General features: G+C 74.4%; 8 protein-coding genes and 1 pseudogene. 2 read left to right on the top strand and 7 right to left on the bottom strand.

The annotated features are described in order from the left end of the window. Window positions 1-16: 16 nt before the first annotated feature. From ACFV9M_RS17420 to ACFV9M_RS17395, 6 genes and pseudogenes are all read right to left on the bottom strand, one after another. Window positions 17-1,543, bottom strand: a complete 1,527-nt coding sequence (locus ACFV9M_RS17420; RefSeq protein ID WP_385102484.1) for a serine/threonine-protein kinase — start codon at window positions 1,541-1,543, stop codon at window positions 17-19. 170 nt (window positions 1,544-1,713) lie between these two features. Continuing rightward, window positions 1,714-1,947, bottom strand: a pseudogene (locus ACFV9M_RS17415) (hypothetical protein); the annotation flags it as partial. Window positions 1,948-2,088: 141 nt separating this feature from the next. Continuing rightward, window positions 2,089-3,711: a protein kinase gene (locus ACFV9M_RS17410; RefSeq protein WP_385072345.1), complete on the bottom strand. Its 1,623-nt coding sequence runs from the start codon at window positions 3,709-3,711 to the stop codon at window positions 2,089-2,091. An 89-nt stretch (window positions 3,712-3,800) separates the two neighbouring features. Continuing rightward, window positions 3,801-5,573 (bottom strand): serine/threonine-protein kinase, encoded by a 1,773-nt coding sequence (locus ACFV9M_RS17405; RefSeq protein WP_385072440.1) that lies wholly within the window; start codon window positions 5,571-5,573, stop codon window positions 3,801-3,803. A 278-nt stretch (window positions 5,574-5,851) separates the two neighbouring features. After that, a complete protein-coding gene (locus ACFV9M_RS17400; RefSeq protein WP_385072343.1) occupies window positions 5,852-8,635 on the bottom strand; it encodes a protein kinase in 2,784 nt (927 codons plus the stop codon). Between the two features lie 250 nt (window positions 8,636-8,885). Beyond that, entirely contained in the window at window positions 8,886-10,970 is a 2,085-nt protein-coding gene (locus ACFV9M_RS17395; RefSeq protein ID WP_385072437.1) for a serine/threonine-protein kinase, read from the bottom strand. Between the two features lie 356 nt (window positions 10,971-11,326). Here ACFV9M_RS17395 and ACFV9M_RS17390 point away from each other — a divergent pair, with 356 nt between their 5' ends. Next, complete coding sequence (locus ACFV9M_RS17390; RefSeq protein WP_385072434.1) at window positions 11,327-12,337, top strand: serine hydrolase domain-containing protein; 1,011 nt, start codon at window positions 11,327-11,329, stop codon at window positions 12,335-12,337. 78 nt (window positions 12,338-12,415) lie between these two features. On the opposite strand, the gene ACFV9M_RS17385 is transcribed toward ACFV9M_RS17390, so the two are convergent. Further along, window positions 12,416-14,122 (bottom strand): glycerol-3-phosphate dehydrogenase/oxidase, encoded by a 1,707-nt coding sequence (locus ACFV9M_RS17385; RefSeq protein ID WP_385072340.1) that lies wholly within the window; start codon window positions 14,120-14,122, stop codon window positions 12,416-12,418. Between the two features lie 295 nt (window positions 14,123-14,417). Between ACFV9M_RS17385 and ACFV9M_RS17380 the strand changes: the two genes are divergently transcribed. Continuing rightward, window positions 14,418-15,629 carry a nucleotide sugar dehydrogenase gene (locus ACFV9M_RS17380; RefSeq protein ID WP_385072338.1) on the top strand — a complete coding sequence of 404 codons (1,212 nt, stop codon included), beginning with the start codon at window positions 14,418-14,420 and terminating at the stop codon, window positions 15,627-15,629. The last annotated feature ends 652 nt before the right edge of the window (window positions 15,630-16,281 follow it).

Genomic DNA, 16,281 nt, shown 5'->3' with positions numbered 1-16,281 from the left:
CCCCTCCTCGGCACACCTAGAGCTTGTCGAGGGTGAGGTTCGCGATCGCCGCGCGGGCGACCTCGCGGCCGCGTTCCGTGAAGTCGCCGGCGCCGGGGTAGGCGATGGTGAGCCGGTACATGTCACCGGCGGTGGACTTGTAGTAGAGGATCCTCAGTTCGCGGGGGCGGGGGTCCTGGCTGTCGTCGGTGGTGTACGCGACGGTGTTCTCGGCGGCCTTCCCGCCGTGGAAGGTGACGTTGTCGTCGGGACGGGTACGCGGCCCCTCCGGCATGTCGAGCGCGTAGCTGCCGTCGCTCTTGAACTCGTCGTTGTCTGCGTACATCTCGGCGGCCGCGGAGTCCTTGATCTCGTCACCGGTCGCCTCCGCCTCGCGCTCCACCGACAGCACGATCGACAGGACTCCGCTGGGATCCGTGTAGCTGACCCAGTGGCTGTCGGCGGAGTCCCGCTCGGGGACGGCCTTGCGGTATCCGTCGGGGACCGCAAGCGTCGCCGTGAGGTCCTTCGCGCGGACCGTCTTCCAGCCGTCCGGCAGAGGTCCCGCGAACGGGTCGGCCACCACGAGGTACGCCGCCACCGCCGCCGCGACGACCGCGGCCCCGAGCCCGGTCCACGCCGCGCGCCCGAACCGGAACCGCCGGCGCGGCTCCTCGGCCTGCCGGACGACGTGGGTGGGCACCGGGGCGGGCGGGTGCGCGGCGTGCTCCAGCAGGGCCCGGACCTGTGCGGCCCGCGGACGGCGCGCCGGGTCCTTCTCCAACAGCCCGTTGATGGCCTCGGCGAGCGGTCCCCGCGCGGCGGCGGGCGGCGCGGGCACGGCGTTGAGCACGGACTGGAGGGTGGCCGGGGTGTTGCTGCGGCGGAACGGCGAGACGCCCTCCGTCGCCGCGTACAGCACGACGCCGAGGGACCACAGGTCGGACGCCGGTCCGGGGCGCTGGCCGAGCACCCGCTCGGGGGCGATGTACTCGGGCGAACCGACGAAACCACCGGTGTCGGTCAGGTTCGTCTCGCCCTCGATCTGGGCGATGCCGAAGTCGGTGAGGACGACCCGGTCGTGCCGGCCGAGCAGCACGTTGTCCGGCTTCACGTCCCGGTGCAGGATGCCGGCCGCGTGCGCGGCCTCCAGCGCGCCGAGGACCTCCAGACCGATCCGGGCCGCCTCGCGCACGCTGAGCGTGCCCTCGCCGAGGGCGCTGCCGAGGGAGCGCCCGTGGACCAGTTCCATGACGATCCACGGCCTGCCGTCGACGACGGCGACGTCGTGGACGTTCACCACCGCCGGGTGGTCCAGCCGGGCCGCGGCCCGCGCCTCGCGCCGCATCCGCTCGAAGGCGTTGGCGCGTTCGCGTTCGGGAAGATGGTCCGGCACACGGGGTTCCTTGACGGCGACCTCGCGGTCCACCGTCTCGTCCTTCGCCCGCCACACCGTGCCCATGCCGCCGTGCCCGAGCTTGGCGACGAGCCGGTACCGACCCGCGATGAGCCGCCCGGCACCCGACTCCGGCGGCCCGGGCACCGCCTGCGGAGACGCGGGCACCGCCTGCGGAGACGCGGGCACCGCCTGCGGAGACGCGGGCACCGCCTGCGGAGACGCGGGCACCGCCTGCGGCGGCACGGCGGCCGACCCGTGCGGTCGTGGCGGCGCGGGCGGCTGGTCCGGCTGCCGGGACGGCGTGTGGGGCCGCGTGTGGGACTGCGCGTGGGGCGGCGTGTCGGGCGGCGTGTGGGACGGCGTGTGGGACGGCGTGTCGGGCGATGACGGCGACGGGGTCCGGGGCGGCGACGACAGCAGCGACGGCTGCGGTGCGGACGGCTGCGGTGTCGGCGACTGTGCTCCCGACGCCTGTGCTTCCGACGCCTGTGCTGCCGCCGCCCGTGGTGCTGGCGACCGCGGTGCCGGCGACCGCGGTGCCGGCGGCGACTGCGGCGGTTGCAGAACAAAACTCGTCGTGTCGTCGGCCCCGTGGCCGGTTCCCCCGTCGTGACTCATGCGTCCATCCATATCGCGCCGGCCGGACCGGATTCCACCGGCGGCCGCCACCGGTCACAGACCCGTGACCCGGGCCACCCCTTATCTCCTCTTCATCCCGGTACGAACGTGTCGACGGCCACGTCGAAGTACTCACGCGCCTCCCGCGCCTTCCCGACCGGCGCCGACACCCACACGTCGTACAGCCACGCGCCCTCCTCCCAGCACAGGTCGTAGGTGTGCCGGGGGCCCTCCGTCGCGGTGAAGCCGTTCCAGGTGAACTCCCAGAGGGCGGCGGGGCCTCCTCCTCGGGTGGTCTCGGTGACCCTGCCGTCGCGGTACCCGGGGTAGGTCTCCGGTCCTTGCGCGGCCGCCCGCCGCAGCACCCCCAGGGGGCCGCCCGGCGCGGCGGTGCTGATCCTGACGCCGAGGCGGAAGGTCCGGCCGGGCGACATGTAGAAGATCCGCTCGTCCTCCAGGACACGGGTGAACCCCTCCGGCACGGCGAGCGCGAACCCGGCCGGGTCGTCGACGACGCGGTACCCCGAGGGCGCACTGGGGCGTTCGGGGGTGGTGCCGGGCGCCGGGCCGGCGGTCCCGCCGGAGGCCGAGCCGGACGCGGTGCCGTTCGCCGTGGGTCCGGGCCGCGTCAGCGGACCTCCTCCGTCGCCTCCGCGGTCCACCAGCAGCGCCGCCGCGGACACGCCCGCGCCCGCCATGGCGGCGACCAGCAGCGCCGCCACCAGCACACCCCGCGTGGGCCGCTCCCGCCCGGCCTGCCCCGGCACGTCCGCCGGCGGGGCGGAACGGATCCGGAACCGGCCGGTGCGGGGCGCCGGACCGGCCGTGTCCGGGGCGGTACGGCCGGTCGTGGAGCCCTCCGGCGCCACCACCGGCGTGTGCCCGGTCTCCAGGAAGGCGCGCAGCATCCGCTCCGCCTCCGCCGCGTCCAGCCGCCGTCGCGGATCCCGCTCCAGCAGCCCCCGTACGACGGGCAGCAGCGGCGCCGCCTGCGGGGGCGTACGGATCTCCGCGGAGACGACGGCGTGCAGGATGCCGCCCAGCGAGTCGCGGCGGAAGGGGGATTCGCCGCTCAGCGCGGTGCACAGCAGCGCGCCCAGCGACCACAGGTCGGAGGCGGGGCCGGTCCGCTCCCCGGACACCCGCTCCGGCGCGGTGTACTCGGGCGAGCCGACGAACGCGCCGGTCTCGGTGAGCGTGGTCGCGCCCGCGACCTGGGCGATGCCGAAGTCGGTGAGGACGGCGCGCCCGGTGGCGGAGTCGACGAGGACGTTCGCGGGCTTGATGTCCCGGTGCAGGACCCCGGCCGCGTGGGCGGCCCGCAGGGCGCCCAGCAGGTCGGCGCCGATGCGGGCCGCCTCATGGGCCTCGACGGGCCCCCGCTCGGCGATCCGGTCGGCCAGCGAGCCCCCCTCGATCAGCTCCATGACGATGTAGGGGCGTTCGTCCTCCTCGACGACGTCGTGCACGACGACGATGTGCGGGTGGCTCAACTGGGCGACCGCACGGGCCTCCCGCAGCGTCCGGTCGCGGCGGCCGCGCGCCTCCTCGGCGGTGAGGAGGTCGTCGGGGACCAGTTCCTTGACGGCCACCCGCCGCCCCAGCAGCAGGTCGGTGGCCCGCCACACCACGCCCATGCCACCGCGTCCGAGCCGCGCCTCGAGCCGGTAGCGGTCCGCGACGACCCGGCCGCCACCCTCCCCCTCGGTCCCCATGCGCCCCATCATGCCGCACCGGACCGCCCGCCTCCGGGGCGCCGACCGGCCAAGTCGGCCACGCCGAACAGGTGTCCGGCGGCCGGGCGTCACGAGGTGCTCTGCGGCTCCCGCCAGCTCCGCAGCACGGCCCGGAACTGCTCGACGGCCGTCGCCCAGTCCTCGGCGGGCGACGACATGTAGATGACGTACTCGGTGCCGTCGCGGGCGATGTACGCCTCCTCGATCGCGCGCCGCGGCCCGGGGAAGTCGGTGTCCTTGGCCAGCGCGGTCCAGGTGTACTCCCACTCGGCGCCCTCGCGGTCGCGGTAGACGTTCCGCTCCAGGGTGACCCGCTCGTAGTCGACCAGCCGCTGGAGCTGCTGTTCGAGGTCCGTCTGGTGGGCGTAGGGGTCGTCGAAGTCCGGGGAGGTGTCGATGGCGATGCGGACGAAGTGCTCGCCGGCGTCGGGCGTGTAGTCGACCTGTCTCAGGTCTCCGTCGTCCTGGTACACCTGCCGTTCCCAGCCCTCGGGCAGGGAGAGACCGAAGCCGAACGGGTCGGTGATCTGCTGCCAGGTGCCGGGGGCCGTGCCCTGCTCCGCGCCCTCGCCGGTGCCGGTCGCGGTGGACTCGGTGCCGGTCGCGGTGGGAGTCGTGCCGGCCGTGGGCGTCTCGGATGTCGTGGCGCCCGGCGAGGAGGCCGAACCGGCGCTCGGCCGCCGGTCCGTGTCCCACTTCAGTAACGCCACCGCCGTACCGCCCCCGACCAGCGCGGCGACGACGGCCACCAGCGCCAGCAGGCGCAGCCTTCGGTGCCGGGACGGCGGCCGGGGCGAGGCCGGGGGCCGCGCCGGTGCGGGGGTGGGGGCGGAGGCGGGAACGGGGGCGGGAGGGCCGAAGGGGGTGGGCGTGACGGTCGTGGGGTTGGTGGGGGTGGTGGGGTTGGTGGGGGTGAGGATCGTGGGCCCGGTCACGGAGTGCGGGGACGGGAACGGGGGCGTGCTCTCGCCCGCCCGGCCCGGCCCCGCGTACTGCGTCGGCACGTACGCCTGTGCGCCGGCCGGACGGCGGCCCTCCGCCGCCTCGGCGAGCAGGTGCTCGGCGTCGGCCGTGGCGGGGCGGGTCGCCGGGTCCTTGCGGAGCAGGGCGGTGATCACGGGCTCGAGCGGGCCGGCGTACCGCGGCTCGGGGGCCTCCTCCTCGACGACCGCCTGCATGGTGCTCAGCGGCGAGGTGCGGCGGAACGCCGAACGGCCCTCCACCGCGGTGTACAGCGTCGCGCCGAGCGCCCACAGGTCGCAGGACGGGCCGGGGTCCTGGCCGCGGACGCGCTCGGGGGCGAGGTAGTCGACGGAGCCGACGACCTCGCCGGTGCGGGTGATGGTGGTGTCGCCCTCGATCTGGGCGATGCCGAAGTCGGTGAGCAGGACGCGGCCGTCGTGGGCCAGGAGCACGTTGCCGGGCTTGACGTCGCGGTGCAGGACGCCGGCCGCGTGCGCGGCGCGCAGGGCGCGCAGCACCCACAGGCCGATCCGGGCCGCCTCGGTCGGCTCGACGCGCCCGTCCTCCTTGATCGCGTCGGCGAGCGAACGGCCCTCGACGAGCTCCATCACGATCCAGGGACGGCCGTCGTGCTCGAGTACGTCGTGCACGGTGACCACGGCGGAGTGGTTGATCCGCGCGGCCGCGCGAGCCTCCGCCCGGGTGCGGGCGAGGAGGCGTTCCCGGTCGCTCTCGGAGAGGTAGTGGGCGGCGGTCAGTTCCTTGACGGCGACGGCCCGGTGCAGCAGTTCGTCGTGCGCGCGCCACACGCGCCCCATGCCGCCGCTGCCGATGGTGTCGACGAGCCGGTAACGGCCCGCGACGAGCAGGCCCTGCATCTGATTCACGTTGCCCCGCAATGGTCTTGACAGATCAACCCTAGGGATCGGCCACCGTCCGGGGAACCTGCCCGCGCCCACGGAGACCGCACTGTGACGGTTGTCGCTTCCGGGCCGGACCGGGAACCGGACGCGCCCCCGCGGCGTCGGCCGAAGGTCCCGCGCGATCGGCCGCACGTTGCGCGCGATCGGCCGCACGTTGCGCGCGATCGGCCGAAGGTTCCCGTGCGATCGGCCGAAGGCTGCCGCGCGATCGGCCGGAGTCACCGGCGAGTCGTTCAGCCCGTGTACGCGTACGTGGCCGACGCCTGCTCGAACAGCCGTGTCACCTCGTCCCGTTCGGCCTCCGGGCCGCGCAGCTGGACGACGTGGTAGCGGCCGTCGAGGAGGACGGCGAGGTTGCGTACGAACAGCTCCCGGCCGTCGGCGGCCGTCCAGGTGAACTGGCCCTCGGCCATGGTCCGTCCGCCCACCTGGATCGTCCGCAGCCCGGAGGCCGTGGCCCAGGTGGAGTCGCGGTAGGGCTGCAGTTCGCTCTCCTTCTCCCGCTGGTAGGCCATCGGGTCGCTGCCGTACGTGGACGCGGAGTCCCGGCCGGGGACGACGATCAGCTCGAAGTCGCCGTGCGAGTAGACCACTTGCCCGCTGCCGTTCTTCGGGGTGCGGTCCCAGCCGTTGGCGACGGCGATGCTGAAGCCCTCGGCGTCCTTGCGCACGGTGAAGCCGTCGGGGACGTCGGCCCCGGACTGCGTCTCGGTGGAACCGGACGATCCGGAGGGGGCCGAGGAGGCGGAGGCACTGCCGTCCGGTGCCGTCGGGCCCTGGTCGTCGGGCCGGGGCTCGCTGCTGGCCTCGGGCGCCTGACCGCTCTGACCGGCGGCCCCGGTCCGCTCGGCCCCCGGGGTGCCGCCCGAGCCCTCCTCGCCGGCCTTGGGCATGAACAGCACGGCGTACGCGACCGCCGCGGCCAGCGCGAGCAGCACCAGCACGAGCAGGGTGCGGCCCAGGCTGCGCGGCGAACGGTTCGTCTCCTGCCGGGCGCGCTTGTGCCGTCCGCTGGTCGCGGGCAGCCCGGCGCGGCGTCTGCGCACCAGCTCGCCCTTGCGGCGCACGATCGGCAGCCGGCGCGGGTCGGTCGGCGGCGCGGCGACGACGTACGTGCCCGCCTCCGGCTCCGGTGCCGACCGCACCAGGGAGCGCAGCCAGCCGCGCAGTTCCTCGAAGTCGAGGCGGTCGGTGGGGTCCTGACGCAGCAGCGACTCCACGACCGGCCGCAGCGGCCCGCACTCCTCGGCGAAGGCCGGCGGCTCGGCGCAGACCATCTGCACGAGCTCCGCCGTCGACTCCTCCGGATACGGCGCGTGGCCCTGGACTGCCCGGAAGAGCAGCGCGCCGAGCGCCCACAGGTCGGTGGCGGGCCCGATGGGCGCGGCCAGCTGCCAGTTCTCGTGCACGGGTCCGGCCTGCTCCGGCGCCCACCGTTCGGTGACGGGCCCGACGACGGCCATGCGTGCCTGCCGCGCCCGCTCGGCGGCCAGCGCGGTGGCGGGTCCGCGCCGCACCCCGGCCCCGGCCGCCGCCTCGTCCCACCGGGCACCCGCCCGTGCCTCATCCGCGGCCCCGGCGTCCTGTCCGGGCACGGGAGCGCCGGCCGGCGTGTTCTGCGCGGGCAGGAAGTCGCCCGCCGCGGCGCCCGGCGCGTGCGGCGGAACGCCCGGCCGCAGGCCCTGCGGCGGCACGGAGACATGCCCCGCCGGACCCGCCGGGCCGCTCCTCGGACCCGGTGCCCCCCGCACGCCGTAGGGGTCGGCGATCTGCCCCGGGGGCGTGCCCCGCGTCTCCCCCGGCCCGTGTTCCCGTCCGGTGCCCAGGGCGTACGGCGGCGTCGCCGCGCCCCCGACGCCGGGCGTGCCGCCGGCTGCGGTGTCACCGCCGGCCGGGGTACGGGCACCCGGCAGTGCCGCACGGCCGCTCTGGGCCTCCTGCACGCGGGCCGCCGCCCGTGCCCCCGCCCGGTACGCGGCGATCGCCCCGGCGCGCGCGGCGCGGACGTCCCCGCCGGTCTCCACGGTCCTGCGGGCCACCGCGCCGGAGGCCCCGTTCGCCGGCTCGGCTGCCGACGTCGGCAGCCCTCCGGCCGCCCGCGCCTCGATCGCCGCCCGTCGCGCGGCCTCGGGGTCGGGATCGGCGCCGCCGACGGCCCCGATCCCGCCGGGCCCCGGCCGGCCGTCCGGACCACCGCCCCCGGGACCGGGAGCACCGCCGAACGCGTCACCGGAGAACCCGCCACCGCCGAGCCCACCACCACCGCTTCCGCCACCGCCGAACCCACCACCGCCGAACCCGCCAATGGCACCCTGACCCGCCGCCGGTCCGCCCGGCCCCGCGCTCTCCTGGGCGGGACGGCCCTGCGGGCCGCCGTGCGGTTCCTCGCCCTCCTCGGCCGGCACCGGGTCGTACCCGCACAGCGCCTCTTCCGCCGCCCCGACGGCCAGCCCGGTCAGCATGACCCGGCCGTCGTCGCAGACGAGGACCGTGCGCGCGGTGATGTTCCGGTGCACCCAGCCGTGCGCGTGCAGCACCCGCAGCGCCGTGAGCACGTCGGAGGCGACCTCCGCCGCCCGGTACGGGGTGAGCGGCTTCTCGGCGAGCAGCGCCGCCAGCGGCCGGGCCGGCACCAGTTCGCTGACGACCCAGAGCGAACCGCCCTCGGCGAACACGTCGAAGACCTGGTCCAGCCGGGGGTGGTCGGGAATGCTCGCCGCGGCCTGCGCGGCCTCCACCGCCCGCCGTACGACCGGATCGGCGGGCCGACGGGTGCCGGCGCCCATGCGGCCCGTGGGACGCCGGGTGCCGCGCTCCCGCGCCGTGAAGCCCTCGGGCAGTCCCTCCGCGTCGAGCACCTCCGCCTCGACGACCTCCGGCAACGGCACCTGCCGGACCAGGACTTCCTGCCCGCTGTAGGTGTCGAAGGCCCGGGTCTCGGTGAGTTCGTACTCGTCGGAGGGGGGCAGCGGCAGGCGGTAGCGGTCGGCGAGCACTCGCCCCGCATAGTCGTCCACGTTGCCTCCCCCGGCCACCCGGTCGGTCGATTCCGTACGCTCAGCGGTCCGTTACGCGCAATGCCGGTTATAACCATTCCGGTCATAAGCATGCCGGTCATATCCGGCCGGACAGCTGGATGCGTACGGTTCGCAAGCATTCACGATACGTGCCGGAGGCGACCCGCAAAGAGAGGATGCGAGATCTCACGGCCCGAACACGCCGGTCCGGGTGCGCCGCCCGAACGCCCCGCCCGGAGGACCGCCGTGACTACTCCTTCGGCTCGAACGTCTCCGTCAGCGTCTTCCACGTGCTCTCCCGCAGGTCGCTGTCCCACGCGGCGGACTTCGCCGTGTACATCAGGGCATACCCCTGGCTGTCGCTCACGACGAATCCGCGGTCGATGGTGCGGTAGGTGGTCCCGCTGGACACGGAGGTGAACTCCCAGTCGGCCGTGTTCCAGCCGCGGTAGGTCACTTTCTCTATTCGGATCTTCTTGTACTGGGAGCGCGCCATGGACTTCTCCTGGTTCTCCCAGTCCGCGACGGGGTCGTCCTTGGGCGTGGTCGTCCAGGCGACGAGGAGCTTCTGGCCGTCGGGCCCGGTGAACCGGTCCCCCGCGGAGTCCGAGGTCCGGTACTTCCAGCCGGTGGGCAGCCCGATGGAGTACCCCTGCTTGCCCGAGTACGTCGTCGCCGCCGTGCTGCTCTCGGTGGCGGAGACATCGGAGCCGGAGCCGCCGGCCGTGGAGGCGGCGGCACCGGGCGTGGTGCCGCTGCCGGACGCGGAACCGGACGGCGCGGACTGCGACGCGTCCCCGTCCGTACGGGTGCCGCCGGACTCGTCGTCCTTGGTGTCCGTGCTCGCGCTCGCACTGGCGACGGTCGTCGTACCCCCGCCCTGCGCGCCGTCGGCGTTGTCGTCGTCCCCGCCGAGCGTGAGCGCCAGCACCGTGCCGAGCACCGCGAGCACCACCACGACGGCGATGATCACCAGCGTCCGCTTCGGCACCACGTCGGTGAGCGGCGCCCTGGGCACGGGGCGCGGCGGCAGATCCGGCGGGGTCATCACCGGCCACCCCGAGCTCCGGCCGCCCGGTCCGGCGTCCGCGCCACGAGCGCCCTGGGCGCCTGCTGTCCGGCTGCCGTTCACCCCGGCCATGGAGCCGGACACCGGGACGGCCGCGTTCGCCGCCGTGGTGCTCCTCGTCTTCGCCGGGGCCGCGGACGAGGCCGCGGGAGCAGCGGCGCCCGCACCGCCCTTCGCCGCCTCCTCCGTCCCCACGGATCCCGAAGCGGCCGTGCCGCTGGCCGACTTGGCGCGGGCGGCGGCCGAGGTGGCGGTGCCCGCCGCGACGGCGGCCCTGCGCACGGACCGCAGGGCCCCGCGCAGCTTGTCGGCCGCTTCCCCGGCCGACGATCCGTCCTTGCCCCCGGCACCGTCCGGCTGCACCGGCAGCGGGACGAGCTTCGTCGCGTCCGCCGGCTCGGCCTCCCCGGGCTCGGGCGCGCGGATCACCGCGTTGAGCATCCGCCGCGCGCCGGCGTCGTCGAGCCGCCGCTCGGGATCCTTGGTGAGCAGGCCGTAGATGACGTCCTTCAGCGGACCCGCGTTCTTCGGCTCCTCCAGCGACTCGGTCATCACCGCGGTGAGCGTCGCGATGGCGGAACCCTTGTCGTACGGGGGCGTGCCCTCGACCGCCGCGTACAGCAGACCGCCGAGCGACCACAGGTCGGCCGCCGGGCCCGGCTTGTGACCGCGGGCCCGCTCCGGGGAGATGTAGGAGGGCGCGCCGACGAGCATGCCGGTGGAGGTGATGGACGGATCGCCCTCGACCTGGGCGATGCCGAAGTCCGTGAGCACGACCCGGCCGTCCTCGGCGATCAGCACGTTCGACGGTTTCACGTCACGGTGCAGGATCCCCTCGCGGTGGGCCGACCGCAGCACGTCGAGGATCGCGAGCCCGACCTCCGCCGCCCGCTTCGGTTCGAGCACGCCGTCCTCGCGGATGACCTCGGCGAGCGACTTGCCCTCGACGAGCTCCATCACGATCCACGGCCGGTCGTCCTCGTCGACCACGTCGAAGACCGTCACCGCACTGTTGTTGCGGATCCGCGCGATGGCCTTGGCCTCGCGCAGCGTCCGCGTGATCAGCCGGCGCTTCTCCTCCTCGTCGATGTTCGTCGGGAACCGCAGCTCCTTGACGGCGACCGTCCGTCCGAGGGTCTCGTCCTCGGCGCGCCACACCGTACCCATGCCGCCGCGGCCGAGTACGTCTCCCAGCCGGTACCGCCCGGCGAGGAGACGTGCGCTCTTGTCCTGACGGGATGTCCCCGCCCGCTCCGCCTCCGACATGCGTCCCCTCATGCAACCCGCCCTGACAGAGCCTCCATTGTCCCTCACCCGACAAGTGCCCGACGCCCAGGGTGCCCCTCACCGCGCCGAGGAACCGGCGCATTCCGGCCAGAAGGTGCGTCACACTCCGGCCAGGCACCCGAACGTGCCCGCCGACGGCACGCCCCGAGCACCGGCCGGGGCGGGCCCGGCCCTCCGGACGGGAGGCAGGCCGCGCCCCGCTCCGGCCGCCGGGGACCCGGTGAGGTGTCCGCCCGTGGGCCCTGGATGATGGGCGCGAGCAAGGGCTGTGAAGCGCGCCGAAGGAGAACGAAGCCCCCGTGACACCTCCGCTGCGGCGTCTGCCGGCCCTGCCGATGGCCCTGGTGATCCTCGCCCTGACCACGGCCGGTTCCCTCGCGTCCGCTCCTCCGCCCACGGACCCCCTCCTCTCCCTGTTGCTGACCCGGGGCGAGGTTCCGGCCGCGGCGCTGCTGGCCCTCGAGGGCACCGGCACCCGCTACGCCGAGGCCGGTCCGGGCATCGCCCGCTCCGACCACTTCCGGGCCGGCAGCATCACCAAGACCTTCATCGCCACCGTCGTCCTCCAACTGGCGGCCGAGGACCGGCTCTCGCTGTCCGACCCGGTGGAGCGGTACCTGCCCGGCCTGGTGCGGGGAGCCGGCAACGACGGGCGCGCGCTGACCCTGCGTTCCCTGCTCACCCACACCAGCGGCGTGTACGACTACACCCGGGACACCGAGGCCGCCGTCCCCGTCACCGCTGTCCAAGCCGTCCGTATCGCCCTCACCCACCCTCCGGCCGACCGCGGCCGCTTCGCCTACTCCAACACCAACTACGTCCTGCTCGGCCTGGTCGTCGAACAGGTCACCGGCCGCCCGTACGCCGCGGAGGCCGAGCGGCGCATCATCGGCCCGCTGGGTCTCGACGGCACCTCCTTTCCCGGTTCCCGCACCTCACTGCCCTCCCCGCACGGCCGCGCCTACGACACGGACGGGACCGACGTCACCGAACTCGACCCGCGGACGGCCGGAGCCGCGGGCGAGCTGGTGACGACCCTCGCCGACCTCGACCGCTTCTACGCGGCCCTGCTGGGCGGCGACCTGCTCACCCCGCGCTGGCTGCGCGAGATGCTCGACACCCGCACCGCACACGGCTCGTACGGCATGGGCCTGTTCCCCGCGACGCTTCCCTGCGGTGTGACCGTGTGGGGGCACAACGGCCGGATACCCGGCAGCTACGTGCGCACCGCGGCCACCGTCGACGGCCGGCGTGTCCTCACCTTCCGCGTGAACACGACGGCGCTGGCGGACCCCGACCTCGAACCGGCCCTGCTCGCCGCCGAGTTCTGCCCTCGCACCCCATAGAACGAGCCGGTGCCGAACGGAGATCCCGGCCCGCTACACCCGTTCGAGTGAAACGGCCGGACGGCGCCGGACCGGGTCCTACAACGGCACGATGTCCGGCGCCCCCAGCCGCGCCGCGTCCGCCGTCAGGTCGTCGGGCTGCCGCTGCGACTCGCGTTCGGCCTCCACCCGCTTCTCGTAGTGCCGGACCTCACGCTCGATCTGGTCCCTGTCCCAGCCGAGGACCGGCGCCATCAGTTCGGCCGCCTCACGGGCGCTGAGCGTGCCCCGGTCGAAGGTCTCGATGGAGATCCGGGTGCGCCGCGTCAGCACGTCGTCCAGGTGCCGTGCCCCCTCGTGCGAGGCGGCGTAGACGATCTCGGCGCGCAGGTAGTCGTCGGCGGCCTGGAGCGGCTCGCCCAGGGACGCGTCCCCGGCGACGAGGTCGAGGAGTTCCTCCGCCAGCGTGCCGTACCGGTTCAGCAGATGCTCGACCCGCACCACGTGCAGGCCGGTCCGCTCGGCGATGCGCGCCCGCGCGTTCCACAGCGCCCGGTAGCCCTCCGCGCCCAGCAGCGGCACGTCCTCGGTGACGCATTCGGCGACGCGCAGGTCGAGCCCGTGCACGGCCGCGTCGACGGCGTCCTTGGCCATCACCCGGTACGTCGTGTACTTGCCGCCGGCCACAACGACGAGCCCCGGCACCGGGTGGGCGACGGTGTGCTCGCGGGACAGCTTGCTGGTGGCGTCCGACTCGCCCGCGAGCAGCGGCCGCAGACCGGCGTAGACGCCCTCGACGTCGTCACGGGTGAGCGGCACCGCGAGGACGGAGTTCACGTGCTCCAGCAGGTAGTCGATGTCCGCGCTGGAGGCGGCCGGGTGGGCTTTGTCGAGGTCCCAGTCGGTGTCGGTGGTGCCGACGATCCAGTGCCGGCCCCAGGGGATGACGAACAGCACGGACTTCTCGGTGCGCAGGATCAGCCCGGTCGAGGAGTGGATGCGGTCCTTGGGGACGACGAGGTGGATGCCCTTGGAGGCGCGGACGTGGAACTGCCCGCGCTCCCCGACCATCGCCTGGGTGTCGTCGGTCCACACGCCGGTGGCGTTGACGACCTGCCGGGCGCGGATCTCGTACTCCCCGCCTCCTTCGACGTCCCGCACCCGGGCGCCCACGACCCGTTCGCCCTCGCGCAGGAAGCCCGTCACACGCGCGCGGTTGGCCGTCTTCGCGCCGTACGCCGCCGCCGTGCGCACCAGCACGGCGACGAAGCGGGCGTCGTCCATCTGGGCGTCGTAGTACTGCAAGGCGCCGACCAGCGCGTCCCTCTTCAGGGCCGGGGCGACGCGCAGGGCGTGACCGCGGGTCAGGTGACGGTGCCCCGGCAGACCTCGGCCGTGCCCGCGGGCCAGGGACATCGCGTCGTAGAGCGCGACGCCCGACCCGGCGTACAGCCGCTCCCAGCCCTTGTGCCGGAGCGGGTACAGGAAGGGAACCGGCTTGACCAGGTGCGGGGCCAGCCGCTCCAGCAGCAGGCCGCGCTCCTTCAGCGCCTCGCGGACGAGGGCGAAGTCGAGCATCTCCAGGTAGCGCAGGCCGCCGTGGATCAGTTTGCTGGACCGGCTCGACGTGCCCGACGCCCAGTCGCGGGCTTCCACGAGGCCCGTGGACAGGCCGCGCGTGACGGCGTCCAGCGCGGTGCCCGCGCCGACCACGCCGCCTCCGACGACCAGGACGTCCAGTTCGCGCTCGGCCATGGCCGCCAGTGACTCGGCTCGCTGTACCGGCCCCAGTGCCGCTGTCCTCACCGCTGCCTCCCACTGTCGGTCACGTCGGCCGCACCGCTCGGGGCGAGGCCCGGTCCGTCCCCCCATGCCCAAATTCTGACCGTGTCGCGCCACTCCAGCCACCACTCGCCCCCAGCCTGTGGACAACTCTCGGGGAACCCGTGCGGACGCGCGGGACAACTCGTTGGATCAACACAGCCGATCAATCCCGCATAACGGTCATATTTACTCCTAGTGTGACATTGAGCTCGCCTGTCCTGTCCACAGGGCTTGCGCGCCTGTCCCGCTTCGGTTATTGGGAAGGACGGCCCACGCCATGCCCGCAGATCTCGCCGTCATCGGACTCGGACCGCTCGGCCTGCCCCTGGCCCAGGCCGCCGTGGCCGCCGGCATCTCCACGCTCGGCTACCGCACCGGCCCCGAGGCGGGCTCGCTCAGCCCCGCCGAGCTGCGCCGGATGCTCTCGGGGGGTTTCCGGCCCGCCACCAACCCCGCCGAGCTGGGCCGGGTGCGCACCGCAGTCATCTGCGCCCCCACCCCGCGCGACGCGGACGGCGGACTCGACCTGAGCCAGGTGGAGGCGGCCGCCCGCACCCTCGCCGGGCACCTGCGTCCGCACACCACCGTGATCCTCGAGTCGGCCGTGTACCCCGGGACCACCGAGGAATTCCTGCGCCCGCTCCTGGAGGAGATGTCCGGTCTGCGCGCCGGCCGTGACTTCCACCTGGCGTACTCCCCCAGCCGGGTCGACCCCGGCAGCCGCGACTTCACCCCCGCCACCACCCCGAAGGTCATCGGCGGCCTCACGCCCGCCTGCACCGAGTCCGCCGCCGCCTTCTACGGCCGCCTCACGGACAAGGTGGTCCGCGCGCGCGGCCTGCGCGAGGCCGAGACCGTGCACCTGCTGGAGACCAACTTCCGCCACGTCAACATGGCCCTCGTCAACGAGATGGCCGTCCTCTGCCACGACCTCGGCGTCGACCTGTGGGACGTCATCCGCTGCGCCGAGACCAAGCCCTTCGGCTTCCAGGCCTTCCGCCCCGGCCCGGGCGTCGGCGGCCACTCCGTCCCCCTCGACCGCACCGGCCACCCCGACGGCGGCACCCTGCGCATGGTCGAACTCGCCCAGCAGGTCAACAACCGCATGCCCCGCTACGTCGTCCAGCGCGCCGCCGCCCTCCTCAACGAGCACGGCAAGTCCGCCCGCGGCGCCCGGATCCTCCTCCTCGGCGTCACCTACAAGCCCGACCTCGCCGACCTCCAGGGCACTCCCGCGCGCGAGATCGCGCTCCGCCTCACCGAGCTCGGCGCCGCGGTCAGCTACCACGACCCCCACGTGCCGTCCTGGAGCGTTCTGGACCGCCCGGTCCCCCGCGCCGAGTCCCTCTACGAGGCCGCCGCCGACGCCGACCTGACGATCCTGCTCCAGCAGCACCGCACCTACGACCTCCAGGGCCTGTCGGTGAAGGCCCAGCTGCTGCTGGACACGCGGGGGGCGACCCCCACGGGGGCGGCGCACCGGTTGTGAAGCGGGGCGCGCGGAACGTCGGCTGACTCCGGGGTTGGTGGCGTGGGCCGGGGTACGCCGGTACCGTACGAAGCGGGTGGAGCCCACCGCAGCGGACTCTGCGGCAGGCTCCTGGATGGATCACGGAGTGTCCGCCCCTAATGTGTGTGGGGGCGGCCGCTCACCATCCGAAAACAGGTGGAGCCCACCGCAGGGGCTACTGCGGCAGGCTCCTGGATGGATCACGGAGTGTCCGCCCCTAATGTGTGTGGGGGCGGCCGCTCACCATCCGAAGATCCGCAAAATCCACCTCCTCCGGCACTTCCCCGTCCACAGACGGAGTCGGTCCCAGCGGGTGGGCTTGCGGTGGCGTCCCATGGGCGCCCCCTTCCACGACGCCGCCCAGTGGCCCGGTGGACGACACGTACGGAATCGGGCCGGGCCCCGAGGGCGGGGTCCGGACCATGTCCTTGGAAGGGGGCACCCCACACAACTGGGGCGCCGATCAGGACGCTACCGTCCGCGACCACCCTGACCAGCCGATTCCGCCGCCGAAGGCAACCGCGCGCCCCCACACCACGCCACGCGCCCCCCGCACGCCGGACGCCGGACGCCGGACGCATGACAGAAGACACACGACACACGGCGAGGGGCCGGCCGCTCACTTGGTGAG

It is taken from the genome of Streptomyces sp. NPDC059895, assembly GCF_042731035.1.
Lineage (GTDB): Bacteria > Actinomycetota > Actinomycetes > Streptomycetales > Streptomycetaceae > Streptomyces.
Note: the sequence above shows the minus strand (reverse complement) of the source record. Positions and strands in the feature narration are given on the sequence as shown.